The organism is Massilia agrisoli, from assembly GCF_020831365.1.
Classification (GTDB): domain Bacteria; phylum Pseudomonadota; class Gammaproteobacteria; order Burkholderiales; family Burkholderiaceae_D; genus Telluria_A; species Telluria_A agrisoli.
In genome coordinates, this window is record NZ_JAJHPV010000013.1 from 121113 (window position 1) to 143595 (window position 22483).

Annotated in this window: 16 protein-coding genes; 11 read left to right on the plus strand and 5 right to left on the minus strand. The window is 63.6% G+C overall.

Going from position 1 to position 22483, the window contains the following annotated elements:
• Positions 1-14: 14 nt before the first annotated feature.
• Both LMJ30_RS09425 and folD read right to left on the minus strand, forming a co-directional pair.
• Positions 15-2099 carry a M3 family metallopeptidase gene (locus LMJ30_RS09425; RefSeq protein ID WP_229432097.1) on the minus strand — a complete coding sequence of 695 codons (2085 nt, stop codon included), beginning with the start codon at positions 2097-2099 and terminating at the stop codon, positions 15-17.
• Positions 2100-2139: 40 nt separating this feature from the next.
• Positions 2140-2985 (minus strand): bifunctional methylenetetrahydrofolate dehydrogenase/methenyltetrahydrofolate cyclohydrolase FolD, encoded by an 846-nt coding sequence (folD, locus tag LMJ30_RS09430; protein ID WP_229432098.1) that lies wholly within the window; start codon positions 2983-2985, stop codon positions 2140-2142.
• Positions 2986-3212: 227 nt separating this feature from the next.
• Here folD and aceE point away from each other — a divergent pair, with 227 nt between their 5' ends.
• The 3 genes from aceE (at position 3213) to lpdA (ending at position 9171) form a co-directional block, all read left to right on the plus strand.
• The gene (gene aceE / locus LMJ30_RS09435; RefSeq protein WP_229432099.1) at positions 3213-5909 is read left to right on the plus strand and encodes a pyruvate dehydrogenase (acetyl-transferring), homodimeric type; all 2697 of its coding nucleotides are present in this window, start codon (positions 3213-3215) and stop codon (positions 5907-5909) included.
• Between the two features lie 117 nt (positions 5910-6026).
• A complete protein-coding gene (aceF, locus tag LMJ30_RS09440) occupies positions 6027-7355 on the plus strand; it encodes a dihydrolipoyllysine-residue acetyltransferase (RefSeq protein ID WP_229432100.1) in 1329 nt (442 codons plus the stop codon).
• Between the two features lie 13 nt (positions 7356-7368).
• A complete protein-coding gene (gene lpdA / locus LMJ30_RS09445) occupies positions 7369-9171 on the plus strand; it encodes a dihydrolipoyl dehydrogenase (RefSeq protein ID WP_229432101.1) in 1803 nt (600 codons plus the stop codon).
• Between the two features lie 191 nt (positions 9172-9362).
• Here the strand turns inward: lpdA and LMJ30_RS09450 are convergent, their stop codons facing one another.
• On the minus strand, positions 9363-9548 hold the full coding sequence (locus LMJ30_RS09450) for a hypothetical protein (RefSeq protein WP_229432102.1): 186 nt from the start codon (positions 9546-9548) through the stop codon (positions 9363-9365).
• Positions 9549-9705: 157 nt separating this feature from the next.
• Here LMJ30_RS09450 and LMJ30_RS09455 point away from each other — a divergent pair, with 157 nt between their 5' ends.
• From LMJ30_RS09455 to LMJ30_RS09490, 8 genes are all read left to right on the plus strand, one after another.
• Complete coding sequence (locus tag LMJ30_RS09455) at positions 9706-11412, plus strand: DUF8614 domain-containing protein (protein ID WP_229432103.1); 1707 nt, start codon at positions 9706-9708, stop codon at positions 11410-11412.
• A 249-nt stretch (positions 11413-11661) separates the two neighbouring features.
• Complete coding sequence (locus LMJ30_RS09460; protein ID WP_229432104.1) at positions 11662-13329, plus strand: methyl-accepting chemotaxis protein; 1668 nt, start codon at positions 11662-11664, stop codon at positions 13327-13329.
• A gap of 168 nt (positions 13330-13497) precedes the next feature.
• Positions 13498-14190, plus strand: coding sequence for a hypothetical protein (locus LMJ30_RS09465; protein WP_229432105.1), 693 nt, complete (start codon positions 13498-13500; stop codon positions 14188-14190).
• Entirely contained in the window at positions 14183-14842 is a 660-nt protein-coding gene (locus tag LMJ30_RS09470; protein ID WP_229432106.1) for a hypothetical protein, read from the plus strand. The genes LMJ30_RS09465 and LMJ30_RS09470 overlap by 8 nt, the downstream gene beginning before the upstream one ends.
• A gap of 84 nt (positions 14843-14926) precedes the next feature.
• Entirely contained in the window at positions 14927-16039 is a 1113-nt protein-coding gene (locus LMJ30_RS09475) for a BON domain-containing protein (RefSeq protein WP_229432107.1), read from the plus strand.
• Positions 16040-16225: 186 nt separating this feature from the next.
• Entirely contained in the window at positions 16226-17011 is a 786-nt protein-coding gene (locus LMJ30_RS09480; protein WP_229432108.1) for an HDOD domain-containing protein, read from the plus strand.
• Positions 17012-17113: 102 nt separating this feature from the next.
• Positions 17114-18487: an NfeD family protein gene (locus LMJ30_RS09485; RefSeq protein ID WP_229432109.1), complete on the plus strand. Its 1374-nt coding sequence runs from the start codon at positions 17114-17116 to the stop codon at positions 18485-18487.
• A 14-nt stretch (positions 18488-18501) separates the two neighbouring features.
• Positions 18502-19281 (plus strand): slipin family protein, encoded by a 780-nt coding sequence (locus tag LMJ30_RS09490; RefSeq protein ID WP_229432110.1) that lies wholly within the window; start codon positions 18502-18504, stop codon positions 19279-19281.
• Here the strand turns inward: LMJ30_RS09490 and LMJ30_RS21760 are convergent.
• Together LMJ30_RS21760 and LMJ30_RS09505 are read right to left on the minus strand one after the other, a co-directional pair.
• Positions 19274-20977, minus strand: a complete 1704-nt coding sequence (locus LMJ30_RS21760; RefSeq protein ID WP_307729290.1) for an FKBP-type peptidyl-prolyl cis-trans isomerase — start codon at positions 20975-20977, stop codon at positions 19274-19276. The genes LMJ30_RS09490 and LMJ30_RS21760 overlap by 8 nt on opposite strands.
• Positions 20978-21050: 73 nt before the next feature.
• Positions 21051-22478: a right-handed parallel beta-helix repeat-containing protein gene (locus LMJ30_RS09505; RefSeq protein WP_229432111.1), complete on the minus strand. Its 1428-nt coding sequence runs from the start codon at positions 22476-22478 to the stop codon at positions 21051-21053.
• Between the last annotated feature and the right edge of the window lie 5 nt (positions 22479-22483).

Consider the following 22483-nt stretch of genomic DNA (forward strand, 5'->3'; position numbering starts at 1 on the left):
CAGCGTGAGGCCCATCAGGCCTTCATGCCGCTATGCCGCAACAGGGCGTCGATGTTCGGTTCGCGGCCGCGGAAGGCCTTGAACGATTCGAGCGCCGGGCGCGAGCCGCCCATCGCCAGGATCTCCCGCTGGAAGCGCTTGCCGGTTTCTTCCGACAGTTTGCCGCCACCCGCTTCCACCGCTTCTTCAAACGCGGCGTAAGCATCCGCGGACAGGACTTCTGCCCACTTGTAGCTATAGTAACCGGCGGCGTACCCGCCTGAGAAGATATGCCCGAACGAGTGCTGGAAGCGGTTGAACGATGGCGGCATCATCACCGAGAACTTCTCGCGTACTTCGTTGATCAGTTCCTGCACGCTGCGCGCGCTGGCCGGGTCGTAGTCGTAGTGCAGGTGCATGTCGACCAGCGAGAACTCGACCTGGCGCAGGGTCTGCATCCCGGACTGGAAGTTCTTCGCGGCCAGCATCTTGTCGTACAGCGCGCGCGGCAGCGGTTCGCCAGTCTTCACGTGCGCCGTCATGTGCTGCAGTACGTCCCACTCCCAGCAGAAGTTTTCCATGAACTGCGATGGCAGTTCGACCGCATCCCACTCGACGCCGGAGATGCCCGACACGCCCAGCTCTTCGACTTCGGTCAGCATGTGGTGCAGGCCGTGGCCGAATTCGTGGAACAAGGTGGTCACTTCGTCGTGCGTGAACAGCGATGGCTGCAGCTGGCCGTCGACGGTTGCTGGCGGCGTGAAGTTACAGGTCAGGTAGGCGATCGGCGTCTGCACCACGCCGCCGGTGTCCAGCTTGCGGCCGCGCGCGTCGTCCATCCATGCGCCGCCGCCTTTGCCGGCACGGGCGTACAGGTCGAAGTAGAACTGGCCGACCAGCTGGCCGTCGCGCTCGATGCGGTAGAAGCGCACATCCGGATGCCACACTGGCGCGGTGTCTGGTTTGATCTGTACCGAGAACAGGGTTTGCACAAGGCGGAACAGGCCGTCGATGACCTTCGGCTCCGGGAAGTATTCCTTCACTTCCTGCGCCGAGAACGCGTAGCGCTGCTCGCGCAGCTTTTCCGATGCGTAGGCCACGTCCCAGGCTTCGAGCTTGTCGATGCCCAGTTCGTCCTTTGCAAACGCGCGCAGTTCGGCCAGGTCCTTCTCGGCGTACGGGCGCGCGCGCCTGGCCAGGTCTTCGAGGAACTCGATCACGTGCTCAGGGCTTTGCGCCATCTTCGGCACCAGCGACACTTCGGCGAAGTTGCGGTAGTCGAGCAGGCGCGCTTCTTCATTGCGCAGCTTGAGCAGGGTCGAGATGTTTTCGCTGTTGTCCCACTTTTCCATCTCGCTGAAGAAGGTGCCTTGTTCCGACGCCTTGGTGGCGCTGGCGCGGTAGATGGTCTCGCGCAGTTCGCGCTTGTCGGCGAACTGCAGCAGCGGGAAGTACGAAGGGAAGTGCAGCGTGAACTGGAAGCCGGTCTTGCCGTCGGCTTCAGCGGCCGCGCGCGCGGCCTGCTTCACATCATCGGGCACGCCCGCGAGGTCGGCCTCGCTCTCGACCAGCAGCTTGTAGTCGTTGGTTGCGTCGAGCACGTTCTCGGAGAAGCGGGTCGATACGGCCGCCTGCTGTTCCTGGATCTCGGCGAAGCGCGCCTTGCGCTCGGCCGGCAGCTCGGCGCCGCCGAGGCGGAAGTCGCGCACCGCATTGCCGACCAGCTTTTTGCGCGCGTCGGACAGCGTGTTGTATTCAGGGCTGGCGGCAATCGCCTTGTACTTGGCGAACAGCGCTTCATTCTGGGCCAGCGCGGTCCAGAATTCGGTCACCTTCGGCAGGTTTTCGTTGTAGGCGGCGCGCAGTTCGGGCGTGTCGGCCACGTTGTTCAGGTGGTTGACGATGCCCCAGGCGCGGCCCAGGCGCTCGGTCGATTCTTCGAGCGGCACGACGAAGTTTTCCCAGGTGACGTGCTCGCCCGGCGCTTCTAGGCTGGTAACGACCGCGCTGGCCTTGGCGATCAGTTCATCGATCGCCGGGGTTACGTGTTCGGGCTTGAATTGATCAAAGCGCGGCAGGCCGGAAAAGTCGAGGAGTGGGTTTGCAGTAGTAGTCGTCATGTCTTTTTCCAGTTCGTTGTTCGCGGCCTTGCCGCGCTAATTAAGTTCGTTCCGCTGCTTCCACCGTATTCATCAGCAGCATCGTAATCGTCATCGGCCCCACGCCACCCGGTACCGGGGTGATGTGGGAGGCCACTTCGCGCACGCCCGCGGTATCGACGTCGCCACACAGCTTGCCGTTGTCGTCGCGGTTCATGCCCACGTCGATGACGACCGCGCCTGGCTTGACCATGTCGGCGGTCAGCGTATTGCGGCGTCCGACGGCGGCGACCACCACGTCGGCCTGGCGGGTGAAGTAGCCCAGGTCCGGGGTCGCGCTATGGCATATGGTCACGGTGGCGTTGGCTTGCAAGAGCAGCAGGCCCATTGGCTTGCCGACCGTGTTGCTGCGCCCGATGACCACCGCGTGTTTACCACGCAGGTCAATGCCGGTGCTTTCGATCAGCTTCATGCAGCCGTACGGGGTGCATGGGCGGAAGCCGGTCAGGCCGGTCATCAGCTCGCCGGCCGACAACACCGAGTAGCCGTCGACGTCCTTGGTGGTCGAAATCGCTTCGATGACCTTGTGCGGGTTGATGTGCTTCGGCAGCGGCATCTGTACGAGGATACCGTGGATTGACGGGTCGGCGTTGAGCGAGGCGATGCGGTCGAGCAGGGCCGCTTCACTCAGGTCGGCGTCGTATTTTTCGAGCACCGAGTGGAAGCCAACGTCGCCGCAGGCCTTGACCTTGTTGCGCACATAGACCTGGCTGGCTGGATCTTCCCCCACCAGGATGACGGCGAGGCCGGGCTGCTTGCCCTTGGCGGCCAGCGCGGCGGCGCGCTGGGCAATTTCCGCGCGCAGTTGTTGGGAGAGGGCGATTCCGTCGATCAGTTGAGCAGGCATGATTGTCAATAGGGCAGGGAAAATACGGATTATAAGGCGTCGGCGCTATCTCGCGCCCGACGGGAATACGTAGATTCCACAATATGAAACGATCTTCCGCAATTTGAAAATCTTCAATAGTGCTGTTAGAATCTCCATACTAATTAATGGTATTTTTAAACACTTAGCAAAAACGTCCGACTAGCGATCCCGGGATCGGGTGGGGCACTAACAAAGGAGACGCACCAATGTCAGCTCAACTCGACCAGTTGACGGCACAAGCCGCCAACGATCCGGATACGCTCGAAACCAGGGAATGGCTCGATGCGCTCGAAGCGGTCATCGAAAACGAAGGCCCAGAGCGCGCGCACTACCTGATGGAGCGCCTGGTCGACCTGGCCCGCCGCCGCGGCGCCACCATCCCATTCTCCAGCAACACCGCATACGTCAACACCATCCCCGCCCACCTGGAAGAGCACTGCCCAGGCAACCTGGAATTCGAAGAGCGCCTGCGCTCGTGGATGCGCTGGAACGCGATGGCGATGGTGGTCAAGGCCAACCGCGCCGACGGCGACCTGGGCGGCCACATCTCGTCGTTCGCTTCGCTGGCAAACATGCTCGGCATCGGCTTCAACCACTTCTGGAAAGCGCCTAGCGAAGGCCACGGCGGCGACCTGCTGTACATCCAGGGCCACTCCTCGCCAGGCATCTACGCGCGCGCCTACCTCGAAGGCCGCATCAGCGAAGAACAGCTGCTGAACTTCCGCCGCGAAGTCGACGGCAAAGGCCTGTCGTCCTATCCGCACCCTAAACTGATGCCGAACTTCTGGCAGTTCCCGACCGTGTCGATGGGCCTTGGCCCGCTGATGGCGATCTACCAGGCGCGCTTCCTGAAGTACCTGCATGCGCGCGGCATCGCCGACACCGAGAACCGCAAGGTCTGGGTCTTCTGCGGCGACGGCGAGATGGACGAGCCGGAATCGATGGGCGCGATCGGCATGGCCTCGCGCGAGCGCCTCGACAACCTGGTCATGGTCGTCAACTGCAACCTGCAGCGCCTTGACGGCCCTGTGCGCGGCAACGGCAAGATCATCCAGGAACTGGAAGCGGACTTCCGCGGCGCCGGCTGGAACGTGGTCAAGGTGATCTGGGGCCCGGGCTGGGACACCCTGCTGGCCAAGGACAAGGACGGCATCCTGCAGCGCGTGATGATGGAAACCGTCGACGGCGAATACCAGAACTACAAGGCCAAGGACGGCGCCTACGTGCGCAAGCACTTCTTCGGCAAGCACCCTGAGCTGCTGAAGATGGTCGCCAACATGACCGACGACGACATCTGGCGCCTGACCCGCGGCGGCCACGATCCGCACAAGATCTACGCCGCGTTCAAGAACGCGCAGGACAACAAGGGCAGCCCGACCGTGCTGCTGGTGAAGACCGTCAAGGGCTTCGGCATGGGCAAGTCTGGCGAAGCGCGCAACACCGCGCACCAGACCAAGAAGCTGGACGACGAGGCAATCCGCGAAATGCGCGACCGCTTCGCCATCCCGATCCCGGACGACAAGCTGAAGGACATCCCGTTCTTCAAGCCTGCCGACGATTCGCCGGAAATGCAGTACCTGCACGAACGCCGCAAGGCGCTCGGCGGCTACCTGCCGCAGCGCCGCGAGAAAGCTGAAGAAGTCCTGCCAGTGCCGGAACTGTCGGCATTCCAGAACGTGCTCGACGCCACCGCGGAAGGCCGCGAAATCTCGACCACGCAGGCGTTTGTGCGCATCATCTCGACGCTGCTGCGCGACCAGAACCTGGGCCAGCGCATCGTGCCGATCCTGGTCGATGAATCGCGCACCTTCGGCATGGAAGGCCTGTTCCGCCAGATCGGCATCTTCAACCAGCAGGGCCAGTTGTACGAGCCGGTCGACAAGGACCAGGTAATGTACTACCGCGAAGACAAGGCCGGCCAGATCCTCCAGGAAGGCATCAACGAAGCGGGTGGCATGAGCTCGTGGATCGCAGCGGCGACGTCGTACTCGACCAACAACCGCGTGATGATCCCGTTCTACACCTTCTACTCGATGTTCGGCATGCAGCGTATCGGCGACCTGGCCTGGGCGGCAGGCGACATGCGCGCGCGCGGCTTCCTGATGGGCGGCACCGCAGGACGCACCACGCTCAACGGCGAAGGCCTGCAGCACGAAGATGGCCACAGCCACATCATGGCGGCGACCATCCCTAACTGCATGCCGTACGACCCGACCTTCGCGCACGAAGTCGCAGTCATCGTGCAGGACGGCCTGCGCCGCATGGTGGCCGAACAGCAGGACGTGTTCTACTACATCACGCTGATGAACGAGAACTACACGCATCCGGGCCTCAAGCCTGGCAGCGAAGAAGGCATCCTGAAGGGCATGTACCTGCTCCAGGAAGGCGATGCGAATGCCAAGCAGCGCGTGCAGCTGATCGGCTCGGGCACCATCTTGCGCGAGTCCATTTTCGCCGCCGAACTGCTGCTGAAGGACTGGGGCATCGCGGCCGATATCTGGTCCGCACCGTCGCTGACCCTGGTGGCGCGCGATGGCCAGGATTGCGAACGCTGGAACCTGGTCAACCCGACCGCTACGGCGCGTGTTCCTTACGTGACGTCGCTGATGGACAAGACCAGTGGTCCGATCGTTGCGACGACCGACTACATGCGCCTGTTCGCAGAGCAGATCCGCGCGTTCATGCCGAAGGGCCGCACCTACCGCGTGCTGGGCACCGACGGTTTCGGCCGCTCGGACAGCCGCGTCAAGCTGCGCGAGTTCTTCGAAGTGAACCGCTACTACATTACCGTTGCGGCGCTGAAGTCGCTGGCGGAAGAGGGCACGATCGCCGCATCGGTTGTCGCTGACGCGGTAGCGAAGTACGGCATCGATCCGAACAAGCCAAATCCGGTGACTCAATAAAAACCCCGTCGTTCCCGCGAAAGCGGGAACCCATGCTGAAGGTGAGTAGCACGCTCAGCATGGGTCCCCGCCTTCGCGGGAACGACGCGGCTAATCAAATAAGAACGGAGCAACGATATGAGCGTAGTGGAAGTTAAAGTCCCGGATATCGGCGACTTCAAGGAAGTCGAAGTGATCGAGCTGATGGTCAAGCCGGGCGACACCATCAAGGTCGACCAGTCGCTGGCCACGGTCGAATCCGACAAGGCAAGCATGGAGATCCCGTCCAGCCATGCTGGCGTGGTCAAGGAAATCAAAATCAAGGTAGGCGACAAAGTGGCCGAAGGCTCGCTGCTGCTGACGCTCGAAGCTGCCGAAGGCGGCGCAGCAGCAGAGGCGCCGGCGGCACCTGCAGCCGCTCCGGCCGCACCGGCGCCTGCCGCCGCTGCGCTAGCACCTGCACCAGCACCTGCTGCAGCGCCTGCGCCAGCACCAGCACCGGCTGCAGCCGCACCAGCGCCAGTCTCGAACGGCAAAGCCCACGCGTCGCCGTCGATCCGCAAGTTCGCGCGCGAACTGGGCGTCGACCTGACCCGCGTGCCCGGCAGCGGTCCTAAAGGCCGCATCACCCAGCAAGACGTGCAGAACTTCGTCAAGGGCGTCCTCTCCAGCGGCGCGCCAGGCAATGGCGCAGCTGCCGCAGGCGGCGGCACCGGCGTGGGCCTCGACCTGCTGCCATGGCCGTCGCTCGACTTCTCGAAGTTCGGCCCGACCGAACTGCTGCCGCTGTCGCGCATCAAGAAGATCAGCGGCCCGAACCTGCATCGCAACTGGGTGATGATCCCGCACGTGACGCAGTTCGACGAATCCGACGTGACCGACCTCGAACAGTTCCGCGTCGATTCGAACGCCGCACTGGCCAAGGCCAAGTCCACCGTCAAGCTGACCATGCTGGCGTTTGTGATCAAGGCCAGCGTCGCCGCGCTGAAGAAGTACCCGGCGTTCAACGCATCGATCGACGGCACCGGCGCCAACCTGATTCTCAAGCAGTACTACAACATCGGCTTCGCGGCGGACACGCCGAACGGCCTGGTGGTCCCTGTCATCAAGGACGCCGACAAGAAATCGATCTCGCAGATCGCGACCGAAATGGGCGAGCTGTCCGGCCAGGCGCGCGAAGGCAAACTGAGCCCGGCCAACATGCAGGGCGCGACCTTCACGATCTCGTCGCTGGGCGGCATTGGCGGCACGGCGTTCACGCCGATCATCAACGCACCGGAAGTGGCGATCCTTGGCCTGTCCAAGTCGTCGATGAAGCCGGTATGGGACGGCAAGGCATTCCAGCCGCGCCTGATGCTGCCGCTGTCGCTGTCGTACGACCACCGCGTGATCGACGGCGCGATGGCCGCACGCTTCACCGCATACCTGGCCGAAGTCATGGCCGACCTGCGCAAGTCACTGCTTTAAGGAGATCGGGCGAATGAGCACTATCGACGTTAAAGTTCCAAATATCGGCGACTTCAAGGAAGTCGAAGTCATCGAAGTCATGGTCAAGGCTGGCGACACCATCAAGGTCGACCAGTCGCTCGTGACGGTCGAATCGGACAAGGCCAGCATGGAGATCCCTTCGACCCACGCTGGCGTGGTCAAGGAAGTCAAGGTCAAGGTCGGCGACAAGATCGGTGAAGGCTCGCTGATGCTGACGCTGGAAGAGTCGGCCGGCGCTCCGGCGGCCGACGCTCCGGCCGCCGCCGCACCTGCCGCCGCTCCGGCGCCGGCGCAAGCGGCTCCGGCTCCCGCCGCTGCGCCAGCTGCGCCTGCGGCCGCGGCTATCCCGGCTGGCAGCTACACCGGCAAGGTCGACATCGAATGCGAAATGATGGTGCTGGGCGCAGGCCCTGGCGGCTATTCGGCGGCATTCCGCGCGGCGGACCTGGGCATGAACACGGTGCTGATCGAGCGTTACGAAACGCTGGGCGGCGTGTGCCTGAACGTGGGCTGTATCCCGTCCAAGGCGCTGCTGCACGTGGCGGCCGTCATCGACGAGACCAAGGGCATGGCCAAGCACGGCGTATCGTTTGCCGCGCCGGAGATCAACATCGACGAACTGCGCGCCTACAAGGATGGCGTGGTGAAGAAGATGACCGGCGGCCTGAATTTCATGGCCAAGACACGCAAGGTCAACGTGGTGCATGGCGTCGGCCAGTTCATCAGCCCGAACCACATCGAAGTCACTGCGGCAGACGGCGGCAAGAAGGTTGTCGCGTTCCAGAAGGCGATCATCGCCGCAGGCTCTGCTGTCGTGAACCTGCCGTTCGTGCCGAAGGACCCGCGCATCGTCGATTCGACCGGCGCGCTGGAGCTGCGCCAGGTACCGAAGAACATGCTGGTCATCGGCGGCGGCATCATCGGCCTGGAGATGGCAACCGTGTACTCGACGCTGGGCGCGCGCATCGACGTGGTCGAAATGATGGACGGCCTGATGCAGGGCGCGGACCGCGACATGGTCAAGGTCTGGCAGAAGTTCAACGAGAAGCGCTTCGATAACATCATGACCAAGACCAAGACGGTGGGCGTGGAAGCGCTCCCTGAAGGTATCAAGGTCACGTTCGAGGCGGCGGAAGCCGGCGTTGCCGCACCAGAGCCGAAGATCTACGACATGGTCCTGGTGGCAGTGGGCCGCAGCCCGAACGGCGGCAAGGTTGGCGCCGACAAGGCTGGCGTTACCGTCACCGACCGCGGCTTCATTCCGGTCGATGGCCAGATGCGCACCAATGTGCCGCATATCTTCGCTATCGGCGACCTGGTAGGCCAGCCTATGCTGGCGCACAAGGCGGTGCACGAAGCGCACGTGGCTGCGGAAGCCGCCCATGGCGAGAAGGCCTTCTTCGATGTGAAGGTGATCCCGTCGGTGGCGTACACCGATCCGGAAGTGGCGTGGGTTGGCATTACCGAAGACGAAGCCAAGGCCAAGGGCATCAAGCTGGAAAAGGGCCACTTCCCATGGAACGCCAGCGGCCGCGCGGTTGCGAACGGCCGTGACGAAGGCTTCACCAAGCTGCTGTTCGACGCGGAGACGCATCGCATTGTTGGCGGCGGCATCGTCGGCACCCATGCAGGCGACATGATCGGCGAGATCGCGCTGGCAATCGAGATGGGCGCCGATGGCGTCGATATCGGCAAGACGATCCACCCGCATCCAACGCTGGGCGAATCGATCGGCATGGCGGCGGAAGCATACGAAGGTGTGTGCACCGACTTGCCGCCACCGCGCAAGCGCTAACGCCGCTCGCGCGACAGCGGGAGCCCATACTGAGCTGGCTATTCAAGTGACGTATGGGTTCCCGCCTCCGCGGGAACGACGGGGCATCGGTAACGGTACAACAAAAAACGGGGGCGGACACATTGTCCGCCCCCGTTTTTCATTGATGCGTCCTGGCCGGACGCCACACAGCGCAGGCTGTCGTCGTTGTCTTAGTTGTAGATTGTCGAACGCGTGGGAATATCGATACTGCCCGAGCGCGCGGCATCGGCGTACGCGCGCATCTCTGCGACCATTGCTTCCATCTGGTCGGTTCCCGGATTTTGCAGGAACCCTTTTAACCTGTCATTCAGCGACGCTTGCTGATCGCGCCATTCGTAACGTGCGGACTTGCTCATACTGCCTCCCTACGGTGCGGTTACCCGCGCCTATTATTAGATTTTGAAAATACGTCCCTTAAAGGCGTCAGCATGCCCGAACGCGTGCCAGCGATCAGTGCGATAGCGCACATTGAGATTACAATTGGTTTCTCGCGATCTTTTATCCAAAGGACCCATGAAGACTCTACTCCTTCCCCTGATGCTGGCGGCAGCAATCGGCAATGCATGCGCCGCGGCCGCGGCGCCGACCGCAGCGCAACTGACGACAATGGCCAAGCGGTTCGAGCAGGTTGACATGCGTGCAGACACCTCGCATCTGTCAGCAGGCGACAGGGCTGCCATCGCCAAGCTGATCGAGGCCGCAAAAGTCATCGACACCCTGCAGCTGCGCCAGCGCTGGGCGCATAACGAGGCGCTGTTGGAGGCGTTGAAGAAGGACACCACGCCGCTGGGCAAGGCGCGGCTCGACTACTTCTGGCTTAACAAAGGGCCGTGGTCGCACCTCGACGAAAACAAGTCCTTCATGCCGCCGCAGTACAAAGGCATCGCGATCCCGGCACAGAAGCCGCCCGGCGCGAACTTCTATCCTGAGGGCGCAACCAAGGAGGCGCTGGAGGCGTGGATGAACGCACTGCCGCCGCAGGAAAAGCAGGATGCGCAATGGTTCTTCACGACGATCCGCACCGGCCCTGACGGTAAGTTCAAGGTGGTGAAGTACTCAGACGAATACCGTCCCGAACTCGAAAAGCTGGCCAGGCTGTTGCGCGAAGCGGCTGGCTTGACCGACAACGCCTCGCTGAAGAAATTCCTGACCCTGCGCGCGGACGCCTTCCTGTCGAACGACTACCTCGAGTCGGACTTTGCATGGATGGATCTCGATTCGCCGGTCGATATCACGATCGGCCCCTACGAGACCTACAACGACGAACTGTTTGGCTACAAGGCCGCATTCGAAGCGTACGTGAACATCCGCGACGACAAGGAGACGCGCAAGCTCGACTTCTTCGGCAAGTACATGCAGGAGCTGGAGGATAACCTTCCGATCGACCGGCGCTATCGCAATCCGAAAGTGGGCGCGATGGCGCCGATGGTGGTGGTGAACCAGGTATACGGCGCGGGCGACGGGAACATGGGCGTGCAGACGGCCGCCTACAACCTGCCGAACGACGAGCGCATCATCAGCAAGCGCGGCTCCAAGCGCGTGATGCTGAAGAATGTGCAGGAAGCGAAGTTCAGGTCGACCCTGACGCCGATCGCCAGGCTGGTGCTGCGTCCCGAAGCGCAAAAGGATCTCGATTTCGACTCCTTCTTCACGCATATCCTCGCGCACGAGATCATGCACGGCCTGGGCCCGCACGCGACCAAAGTGGATGGCAAGGACTCGACGCCGCGCCAGGACCTGAAGGAGACTTATTCGACCATCGAGGAAGCCAAGGCCGACGTCACCGGCCTGTGGGCGCTGATGTACATGATGGACAAGGGCCTCTTGAAGGACACGCTGGGGCAGGGCGGGGCGGCCGAGCGCAAGCTGCATAACACCTTCCTCGCGTCGGCATTCCGCACGCTGCACTTCGGCCTGACCGATTCGCATGCGCGCGGCATGGCCATCCAGCTGAACTACCTGCTCGATAACGGCGGCTTCATTTCGCACGGCGACGGCACGTTCTCGGTCGACTTCAAAAAGATCCGCCAGGCCGTCACTGAGCTCAACCGCGAGTTCCTGATGATCGAGGCAACCGGCGACTACGCACGCGCGAAGGCGATGATGGCCAGGTACGTGGTAATCCGCCCGGATGTCCAGAAGGCGCTGGACAAGATGAAGAAGGTGCCGAACGATATACGTCCATCTTTTACGACAGCGAAAGCACTGGCCGGTAAGTAAGCAGGCTCCTGGCCGAAGCGGGTATCCGGCTTGCGCCGATACCCGCTTTTTTTACATTTAACGGCAATGTCCTGAACAGAAAAATCAGGTCATAGTAGTTTATTAATAGAGTGTGCAAATCAGTTGCTTATTTTCAATAGGCGTTGCACATGGGTCATGTCTTTATGCTAGAGTTCTGTTGTTGCTCGTCGGAACTGGTAGCAACAGCGTCCGGACGTCTTTCCGGGTCTATCTCTACTGTCCACGACAATGAATATTTCCGGTTTAACGATCCGAACCCGCCTGGCCCTTGGCTTTGGCGGTGTCTTTGTGCTGATGCTGATCCTAGGCGCGCTTGCTACCATGCGCGTCAATAACATCGACGACAGCCTCAACCGCATCAATGACGTAAACAATGTCAAACAGCGCTACGCCATCAATTTCCGCGGCAGCGTGCACGACCGCGCGATCGCCCTGCGCGACGTGGTGCTGGCCGGCGACGCTGCCGCCACCAAGCCCCATCTCGACCTGATCAAGAAACTGGAACAGAACTACACCGACTCCGCCGGTCCGCTGGACGCCATGTTCCAGGGCCGCACCGATATCTCGGAAGAAGAAAAGGCCGCACTGGCGGGCATCAAGGAGAGTGAACGCAAGACCCAGCCGCTGGTGGCCCGCGTGATTGAACTGCGCCTGGCCGACAACACGGCGGAAGCGACCGCGCTGCTCGCCACGCAAGCGGCGCCGGCCTTCGTCGAATGGCTCGCGAGCATCAACCGCCTGATCGACCTTGAAGAAAAGATGAACAAGGCCGAGGCGGGCTATGCGACCGACCTGGCGCACTCGTTCCAGATGTGGATGCTGGTCCTGTGCGCGATCGGCATTGCGCTCGGTTCGGCCGCCGCCTGGTTCATCAGCCGCGGCGTGCTGCGCCAGCTTGGCGGCGAGCCCGCCTACGCGGCAGCGATTGCAGGCAGCATCGCCGCCGGCGACCTGGCGGTCAATATCGATACCGCGCACGGCGACAAATCGAGCCTCTTGTTTGCCATGAAGGGCATGCGCGACAGCCTGGTCGACATCGTCGCCCAGGTGCGCACTGGCACCAGCGCCATCGCCACTGCGTCGACCGAGATCGCCGCAGGTAATGTCGACCTGTCGGAGCGCACCGAAGCGCAGGCGGGCACCCTCGAAGAGACGGCTTCGTCGATGGAAGAACTGACCGGCACCGTGCGCCAGAATGCGGACAATGCGCGCCAGGCCAACCTGCTGGCCGTGTCGGCGTCGGAAGTCGCCGTCAAGGGCGGCGCGGTGGTGTCGCAGGTGGTGGACACGATGGCGTCGATCAATGAATCGTCGAAGAAGATCGTCGACATCATCGGCGTCATCGATGGCATCGCGTTCCAGACCAACATCCTGGCCCTGAACGCCGCGGTGGAAGCTGCCCGTGCGGGCGAACAGGGCCGCGGGTTCGCCGTGGTCGCCAGCGAAGTGCGCAACCTGGCGCAGCGCTCTGCTGCGGCCGCGCACGAAATCAAGAGCCTGATCGGCAGCTCGGTCGAGCGCGTTGAAGTCGGCGCGAAACTGGTGGACGAAGCCGGCGCCACGATGGACGAGATCGTCACCAGCGTCAAGCGCGTGACCGACATCATGAACGAGATCAGCCTGGCGAGCCAGGAGCAGACCGCGGGCATCGAGCAGGTCAACCAGGCGATCGGGCATATGGACGAAGCGACACAGCGCAATGCGGCGCTGGTGGAACAGGCCACTGCCGCCGCGGCCTCGCTGCAGGACGAAGCGCAGGCACTGGAGCAGGTGGTCAGTATCTTCAAGCTGGACGCCGCGCAGTCGGCAACGGTGCACACCTTGACGAAGCAGGCGGCGCCAAAGCGCCCTGCCGGCCGCGCGCCGCAGGCAGTACAGAAGATCGCTCACTACTAAGCATCAGGGTAGGGCGGATAGGGGCGCGGCCCGGATCCGCCGATCGTTTCTCAAATCGCTTTTTGACAAGGTTGCTGTTTTATTTCTACGCAGAAATAAACTTCCAGCGGGGGCTGTCGCAGGCTATAGAATTGCCGATAGGCATTTATGGACCTGTAGGAGCCCGCCATGCTGAAGACAATCATGATCGCTTCGCTGTACCTGTTCTCTTCTCCTTCCTTCGCGTCAGCCGACCTGACCGCGCAGGAAATCCGCTGGCTCAAGGCCGCGTCCCCGGTCCTCGCTTATTCCAAGCGGATCAACCTTCCCATTGATGTTGTTATCCAGCCAAACGCGCGTCCGGGCACGGTGCCGTTTGCGATGGGATTTGTCGACGGCCGCTGCAAGCTGGTGCTGTCGATGCGCGGCAACCCCGATGCCGAAAGCGTGCTGAAACATGTCCCGGAATCGCAACACCGCCTGCTGATCGAAGCGATGGCCGCCCATGAACTCGGGCATTGCTGGCGCTATGCGCAGGGCGTGTGGCACACGCTGCCGGCGGGCTTCACCGAAGTAGGCGAAGAGTTTGCCGACGACAAATCGCTGCTGGAAGAATCCAAGGCCCTGCGCGAGAACCGCCGCGAGGAAGGCTACGCCGACCTGGTCGCGCTGGCCTGGACCAAGCACAAGCACCCGGATCAGTACGCCGAAGTCTATGGCTGGCTGGAATCGGTGCGCGGCCACAGCCCGGAAGTGCGCACTTCCCACGATACATGGGCGTGGGTCAAGCTTGCCAAAGACGCCAAGGTTTTCGCTTCCACCGACAACCCGTTCGAAGATGTGCGCGCGACCTGGAGCCGCGGCCTGCTGGAAGATGAATAAGGCATGGCGCGCGGCCTGTGCGGCGCTGGCGCTGCTGTGCGCCGGCCAGCCTGCGCTGGCAGCCGAGGCCAGCGAACAGCAATGGATCGCCGCTGCCCGCCACGCGGTGGCGTTCGGCAAGGCGCACGGCCTCGACATCGTGCTGGAAGTCGAGCGCGGCAACGGCTTGTCCGGCCACACGCCGATCGGTGTATGGAACGAGGACGGCCGCTGCACGCTGGTGGTGTCGGCGCGCGACAACCCGACCGCGCGCCGCCTCGAAGCAATGATCGATCCCGCGCTGCTCGACCTGTTCCTGCAAGGCGCGGCAATGCATGAAGTCGGGCATTGCTACCGCCGCCTCAACGGCTATCCGCACAACGAAAAACTGCTGCCCGTGGTTTCATGGATCGGCCCGGTGCGCAGCTGGTTCGCGCGCCGCATCCGCACCGAGGAAGTGTTTGCCGACATGACCGAAATCGCCTGGCTGGCGCGCTACCATCCTGAGCATTACGACGCCATGGTCGGCCAGATCCAGCAGGTGCGCCGGCGCTTCCTGGAACCAAAGCACGACACCCTGGCCTGGCTGGACGGCGCCCGCCGCGATGGCGCGATTGATGCCGAGGGGAATATTTTTGCCTTGGCAAAAAAGCGAATGTTGAGATATCAATAACCCTTTATGTTCGTTCTCGCACAGAACGCTTGCGAGAACGGGCGTTAAATCGTGTACCAACAATACACATGAAGGGACACCACCATGAAAGCTCTTACCGCAACTCTGCTGGCAACGGCCATCAGCGCCAGTTTTTCCGTCTACGCCGCCGATGCGCCTAGCGATCCGGCCAGCTACAAAAACATGACCCAAAAGGCCGCCGCCGACTACAAGGCCGCTGCCGCGAACTGCACTGGCATGAGCGGCGCCGCCCGCCAGGTCTGCGTTGAAGAAGCTAAAGTTGCGCGCGCCCGTGCTGAAGCAGATGCTGTCGCGCAATACAAGAATACCCAGAAGGACCGCACCAAGGCGCGCACCGCGCTGGCGAATGCGGACTACGCACTGGCCAAGGCCAAGTGCGCCGCGATGACCGGCGGCGAGAAGGACAGCTGCATTTCGACCGCGCATACCGTGCACACCGCAGCACTGGCCGACGCCAAGGCTGACCGCAACATGGCGGTCGCCAGCACCAACCCTGCCAGCCCGGTCACCACCACCGAAACGCGCGACCCTGCCAAGGCAGCCGCTGTCGACAAGTGCGCCCAGATCGCCGGCCAGCCAAACACCGGCTGCCTGATCCAGCACGAAGGCAAAACCATCGCTGACCGCACCGAGCGCGCAGCAGACCGCGCCGAAAACGCCACCGAACGCGCGGTAGCCCGTGCCGACAATGCGACCGACCGCGCCGCAGCCCGCGCAGACAACGCGACCGACCGCGCGGCCGTGGCTGCAGGTACCGCTGCCCAGCGCACCGAAAACGCTGCGGAACGTGCAGGCGAGCGCACCGAGCGCATGGCCGAGAACGCTGCCGTGAAGACCGAACGTGCCGCCGAGCGCATGGGCGACAAGACCGAGCGCATGGCGGAAACCGCAGCCGTGAAAACCGAGCGCGCTGGCGAGACGATTGCGGCCAAGACCAGGAACGTCGCTGCCGAAACCAAGGAAAACGTGGCGGACGCCGTGATCACCACCAAGATCAAGGCCGACCTGTTCGCGGAGCCTGAGCTGAAAGCGCTGGCCATCGACGTCGACACTGAAAACGGCGTGGTCAACCTGAGCGGCTTCGTGTCGTCGAAAGCGGAGGCCGACAAGGCAGTGCGCCTGGCAAAAGGCGTCAAGGGCGTCACCAACGTCAAGAACTCGCTGAAAGTGAAGTAATCCAGTCCGGTTCCTGGCCGGCGACACAAAAGGGGAGCGCGAGCTTCCCTTTTTTTCATTTCCGGCCTAAATCGGCGCCGAAAAGAAAACCTTTGGTCACCGGCGGCGGTGCGGCGGGGTATAATTTTTCCCGTGAACAGACTAGAAGCCTTTGGATACATCGCCGCACAGGCCGCCCGCGGGGAAATGACCTTTCCCACCAGCGTGAATGCCGCCCTGCGCCTGCAACTCGCGCTGGACGATCCCAACTGCCACATCGAGGACGCGATCAAGCTGGTGCTGTCCGAGCCGCAGCTGGCGGCCCGCACGGTGGCGCTGGCCAATTCCGCCGCCTTCAACCCGAACGGCGACGCCCCGATCACCAATGCGCGCGCCGCGGTGATGCGGGTTGGCTACCGCAGCCTGCAGACGCTGGTGGCCAGCCTGGTCGTGCGCCAGTTTGGCGCCCGGATCGTCGATCCGGCCATCCGCGCAAAGGCAGAGCAGCTGTGGGAGCACACCGCCCATGTTGCCGCGCTATCGCAGGTGATTGCCAAGCGCGTCACCTTCGTCAATCCCGACACCGCGGTGTTTGCCGCCATCATGCACGAGGTCGGCGGCTTCTACCTGTTGTCGCGCGCCGACGAATTCCCGGGCTTGCTGGACGATGATCCGGAAAAATGGTCCGAGCTGTGCGAAGAGGTGGTCAGCCGCGAAGCGCTGAAAAAGCTGTCCGTGCCCGATCCGGTGCGCAGCGCCATCGAAGCGCTGCGCGATGCATGGCTGAGCATGCCGCCAAGCACCTTGCTCGACACCTTGATCCTCGCCAACCAGTTCTCGCCGGTGGCCTCGCCCCTGGCCGCGCCGCTCGAGGACATGCCGCGCCACGAGGATTCGGTGCTTGATTTCGTCCTTGACGGTGACACGCTCGAGAGTATACTCAAGGAATCGGCCGACGAGGTCAGGTCGATGAGTACCGCGCTGCTGGTCTGAGCGGACCACGCTCGCCAGCACCGTCCGGCCGCATGGCCGGAACCTAATCCCCCGCTTGCTTTCTAACCCGACAAAAGGACACCTGTCCTGTCCGGAGAAGGTATGTTCCGACGTTCCAGCCTGGCCGGTGCAGACTGCATGCGTGCGCTGGTGGTTTTCCTGCTGATCTTCCTGTGCGCGCCTGCCGCCCGCGCCGCCGCGCCCATTGCCGTGCTGACCATCGACGGCGCCATCGGGCCGGCCAACGCCGATTACGTGGTGCGCGGCATCGCGCGCGCGGCGCGCGAGGGCAACCAGCTGGTCATCCTGCAGGTTGACACGCCGGGCGGACTCGATACCGCCATGCGCGACGTCATCAAGGCCATCCTGACGTCGCCGCTGCCGGTGGCAAGCTATGTCGCGCCGGGCGGCGCGCGCGCGGCCAGCGCCGGCACCTACATCCTGTACGCCAGCCATATCGCGGCGATGGCGCCGGGCACCAACATCGGCGCAGCCACGCCGGTCCAGGTCGGCATCGGCCCCGACAGCGGCGGACCCAGGCCGCCGCCGGACAAGGACGGCGCCGCCAAGGACGACAGCACAGCCGGCTCGATGGCGCGCAAACAGATGAACGACGCGGCCGCCTACATACGCGGGCTGGCGCAAATGCGCGGGCGCAACGCTGACTGGGGCGAGCGCTCGGTGCGCGAATCGCTCAGCCTGCCCGCCGAGGAGGCGCTCAAGCTGCAGGTGATCGACCTGATGGCGGCCGATGTGCCGGCGCTGGTCAAGGCGCTCGACGGGCGCAAGGTAGCGGTGCTGGGGCGCGAGGTCACGCTCGACACCGCCGCCGCGCCAGTCAACGCCAGCCAGCCCGACTGGCGTACGCGGGCGCTGTCGGCGCTGACCAATCCCAGCATCGCACTGATCCTGATGACCCTCGGCGTGTACGGGCTGATGTTTGAATTCATGAGCCCCGGCGCGGTGGCGCCTGGCGTCATCGGTGCGCTGTGTTTGCTGCTCGGGCTGTACGGCTTGCAGCTGCTGCCGGTCAATTACGCGGGGCTGGCCTTCATTTTGCTGGGCGTCGCTTTCATGATCGGCGAAGCCTTCCTTCCCAGTTTCGGCATCCTTGGCCTTGGCGGCGTGGCCGCCTTCGTTGCCGGCGCGCTGATGCTGATCGATACCGAGTTGCCCGACTACGGCCTGCCGCTGGGGCTGGTGGCCACCGTGGCCGTCATCAGCGCCGTGCTCATCGCCGCCACCGCCAGCATCGCGCTCAAGACGCGGCGGCGCGCCGTGTATGGCGGGCCGGAAGACCTGGTCGGCAGTGTCGCCGAAGTGCTGGACGCCACCAGTGGCGGCGAGGGCTGGGCGAACGTGCGCGGCGAAACCTGGCGCATCGCCAGCACCACGCCGCTCAGGCGGGCGCAAGTCGTGCGCGTGGTCGGCCAGCGGGGGCCGCTGCTCGACGTGGTGCCGGCGGACTATCAATAACAAGGAGAACAAGCATGATTTTCGAGATCGGTTTTGGCGCCGGGCTATTGTTTTTGATCGTGGCCACGCTGTTCGGCATGTCGGTGCGCATCTTGCGCGAATACGAGCGCGGCGTGGTGTTCCAGCTGGGGCGGTTCTGGCGGGTCAAGGGGCCCGGCCTGATCCTGCTTATTCCGGTGATCCAGCAAATGGTGCGGGTCGACCTGCGCACCATCGTGCTCGACGTACCGACACAGGACGTGATCTCGCGCGACAACGTATCGGTGAAGGTCAACGCGGTGCTGTATTTCCGCGTGATGGACCCGGCCCGCGCAATCATCCAGGTGGCTAATTTCCTGGAAGCGACCAGCCAGCTGGCGCAGACGACCTTGCGTTCGGTGCTGGGCAAGCACGAGCTCGACGACATGCTGGCCGAGCGAGAACGGCTCAACATCGACATCCAGCAGGTGCTTGACGCGCAGACCGACGCCTGGGGCATCAAGGTGGCCAATGTGGAGATCAAGCATGTCGACCTGGACGAGTCGATGGTGCGCGCGATTGCGCGCCAGGCCGAGGCGGAACGCGAACGGCGCGCCAAGGTGATCCATGCGGAAGGGGAGCTGCAGGCATCGGAAAAACTGATGCAGGCAGCGCAAGTGCTGGCCCGGCAGCCAGGGGCGATGCAGCTGCGCTACATGCAGACCCTGACCACCCTGGCGACAGACAAGACATCGACGGTGGTGTTCCCAATGCCGATTGAACTGTTCGAGTTGATTGCCGGCCGGGTGGCGCCGGACCGGCCGCGTGCTACTTGACGAGCAGCAGTTCGACGTCGAAGATCAGCGTGGAGTTCGGCGGAATCGCACCTGTGGCCCGGGAGCCGTAGCCGAGCTCCGGCGGGATCACCAGCGTCCGCTTGCCGCCCACCTTCATGCCCGGAACGCCGTGGTCCCAGCCAGTGATGACCCTTCCCGCGCCGAGCGGGAACGTGAATGGCGTGCCGCCTACCGAACTGTCGAACTTTGCGCCGCGCTGGTTTGGGGCGCTCGGGTCGTACAGCCAGCCGGTGTAATGGACGACGATTTCCTTGCCGGCGACGGCCGTGGCACCGGTGCCGACCAGCACGTCGGTTTTTTCAAGTCCGGAACTGACGAGCATGGAGCCCACGCTGCGTTCCGCGTCGGTTGCGGCAATCAGGATGTTGCGCTTGCTGCCGTTTTTAACAAGATAGGAAAACGCTACGCCGCTGGCGGTCTTGCCCGACAGCGGACAGGTGCCCGCGCCAAAGGTCCATGTCACGTTGAAGACGTTCGTGCCTGCCGCGCGTGGCGAAAGCCTGCCCGTGTAGGCGCAGCGGAAGGAGGCGCCGGAGAACGATCCGTCGGCGGCAATGTCCAGCAGGTGATTGCCCAGCACGCCGCCGCCAACACTATGGTACCCGGCGATTTGTGCCAGGTTCGCTGGCGCGTCGTAGTTGTAAGCGGCCGTATCGATACCGGTGGCAGTGAAGGCCACGGCTCCGGTCGGCGTTCCGACATCGCCGTTCAGGGCGGTGCCTGCGAAGTAGCTCGCCGTCACACTGCCCGGATTGGCGGGAACACTGCCGAAGTCTTTCACGTCGGGAGAACTGAAGACCCCGTTGGAGACACTCCCTGTGCCTTGCAGGAACGCGCCCGGATTGTAGGTGCCACTGCGGTCGGCGGTGTAGAAGGTCCAGAACTGGCCATCCTCCAGGATCAGCGAATTGATCTGCGATCCATTGGCCGTCAGCTTGCCGGCATACATGCCTTGCGCGCCGCGACGGCCCAGGGCGGCAAAGGCGGCATCGATGTTCGGCTGGAAGGCGGCGGTGTCGGTAGCCAGGGTGACAGTGCCGAGCAAGTCGCGCACGACGACGTTGGCGGCCAGGCCCGAATAAGACGCCTGGCGCTCCGCGGAGTTCAGCGAAGCCGTAAAGTTGCCCGCCACCGAAGTCTTTTTATTGATCACGTCGCGGTCGGTGCCCTGCGCTCCGACCATGATCCACATCGCGGCGTTAGCGCGCGTCATGCCGCCGGTATTGATGGCGTTGATCCAGTGGGCTTTGCCGCCGGCTTCCGCCGCGCGGCCGAACAGGTTGCGGTACACCGCTTCAATGAAAACACTGTTGTCGCCCGCGTACAGCGCCTGCGATTCAGCGCTGTTGCCGAAACCGTCGATCACCGCGCGCAGTTCGGCATTGTTGCCATAGGCGGTGTTGAGGTCGACGATATTGGTCGGCGCGCCAAGGTTACTCAGGTGCTGGGCGAAGAAGGCGAGGCCGCCGGCATCGGCCGGACGGCCGAAGTAGCCAACGTAAATATGCTGCACCACGTTGTGATACGCGCTGGCCGGCTGGGCCTGGGCGGCGACGTTGGCGGACACGCGCGAGGCGGTGGACATTACCTGCACATCGGCGCCACGGTCAGACCCGCATGCGGCTAACAGGGCGGACAGGGAACACAGTGCTGCATACTTGATCGGCTTGGTCATGACGGGCTTTCGGTCAGCGAAAAGGTCTTGGTAATCCGAAAGATTATACCGGGGCGCCTGTCGCCAATCTTCGCTAATTTGTAAGGCAGGCCGCGAAATCCTCGAAGGCGCCGTAAGCGGGTTCGGCCGGACGGGCCGTTCCGCACAGGTCGGCGCCTGCGGCCGGCAACGCATCGCGCCGCGGCGCTTCGCCGCGCCAGTGCAGGTCCAGGCTGGCCGAGGCGGCGAACAGTTCGCGCAGCGGGTGCGCGCCCATGAACAAGCGGGTCACCCCGGTGTCGAGGTTGTCGTCCTCGCGCACTGTCGCGCCATCCTTGGCGACGATGCGGCCGTCGACGATATTGCCGTGGATGTCCGCTGCGCTTTCCGCCCATTGCACCGCCATGCCGGCGGTGTCGAGCAGGGTGTTGTGGGTAATGGTCGTTGCCGCGGCGCGGTTCAGGTGCAGGCCTTCGTCCGAGCACGAGGCGACCAGGTTCGAATCGATCACGCCGCCGTCTTGTTCGGGCACGCAGCGCTTGCCGCGGCAATGCGCCGCGATGCTGCCGGCGCCGCCCAGCGACAGGCCGATGCGTTGTCCGGGCGCGCCGCGCAGGCGGTTCTCGCAAACCAGCACATTGCGCTCGATGCGGTTGCCTTTGCCGCCGCCGCGCGCCTGCACCCCGAAACTGGCCAGGTCGCCTTTTGCCTTGGCGAAGTCGCTGACGAGGTTGGCGCGGATCGTCCAGTTGCTGGCGGCGACCACGTCGATCGCACCGACACTGCGCACGGTGTCGCGGGCGCTGCGGTTGCTGATCGTATTGTGTTCGATGACGCCGTTGTCGGGATACGCGCTGCCATTGCCGCCGATCTTGAACGGCATGTTGAAGTCGGTCACCGTGTTGTTGCGGGCGACGAAACCGCTGCCATTGCCAATGACGTGGAAGGCATGGTCGCAGCCGTCATGGGTCGTGCAGGCGCCGCGGATCTGCAGGTTTTCAAACGTCCAGTTGGGCGAGGCGACCAGGAAGCCGCCCGGCAGGCCGAATGCCAGCATCACGCTGCCCGGCAGGCCTGCGCGCACGGTGACGCCGCTGGCGCTGCTGGTGGCCAGGTAAGGGCGGCCATTGAAATGGTAGGTGCCGGGCGCGAAGGTGATCACATCGCCTGGCTGCGCTTTCTCGATGGCCTTGATGGCGGCGTCGGCGTTGTCCACCGGGACGACGTTGCCAGCAGGCGCAGGGCCTACGGTGGCAGCCTGTGCGCCGACGCGCAGGGCCGGCAGCCCTGCCAGCGGTTCGCTGCGGTCGAGGCTGCTGAAGGTGCGCGCGAACCAGGCGCCCAGTTGCGTGAAGCCGTTGCCCGCCAGGCGGCTTTCGATGTGCGGGCCGAACTGGCGCGGCGGCAGCGCCATGCTTTCCAGCGTCCACGCGATGGCGGCGGCAATGAACAGCACGATCAGCAACAGGGCGATGGCGATTTTTTTGATGGGGCGCGGACGGCGCCGGGATTTCTTGGGCATGGGGT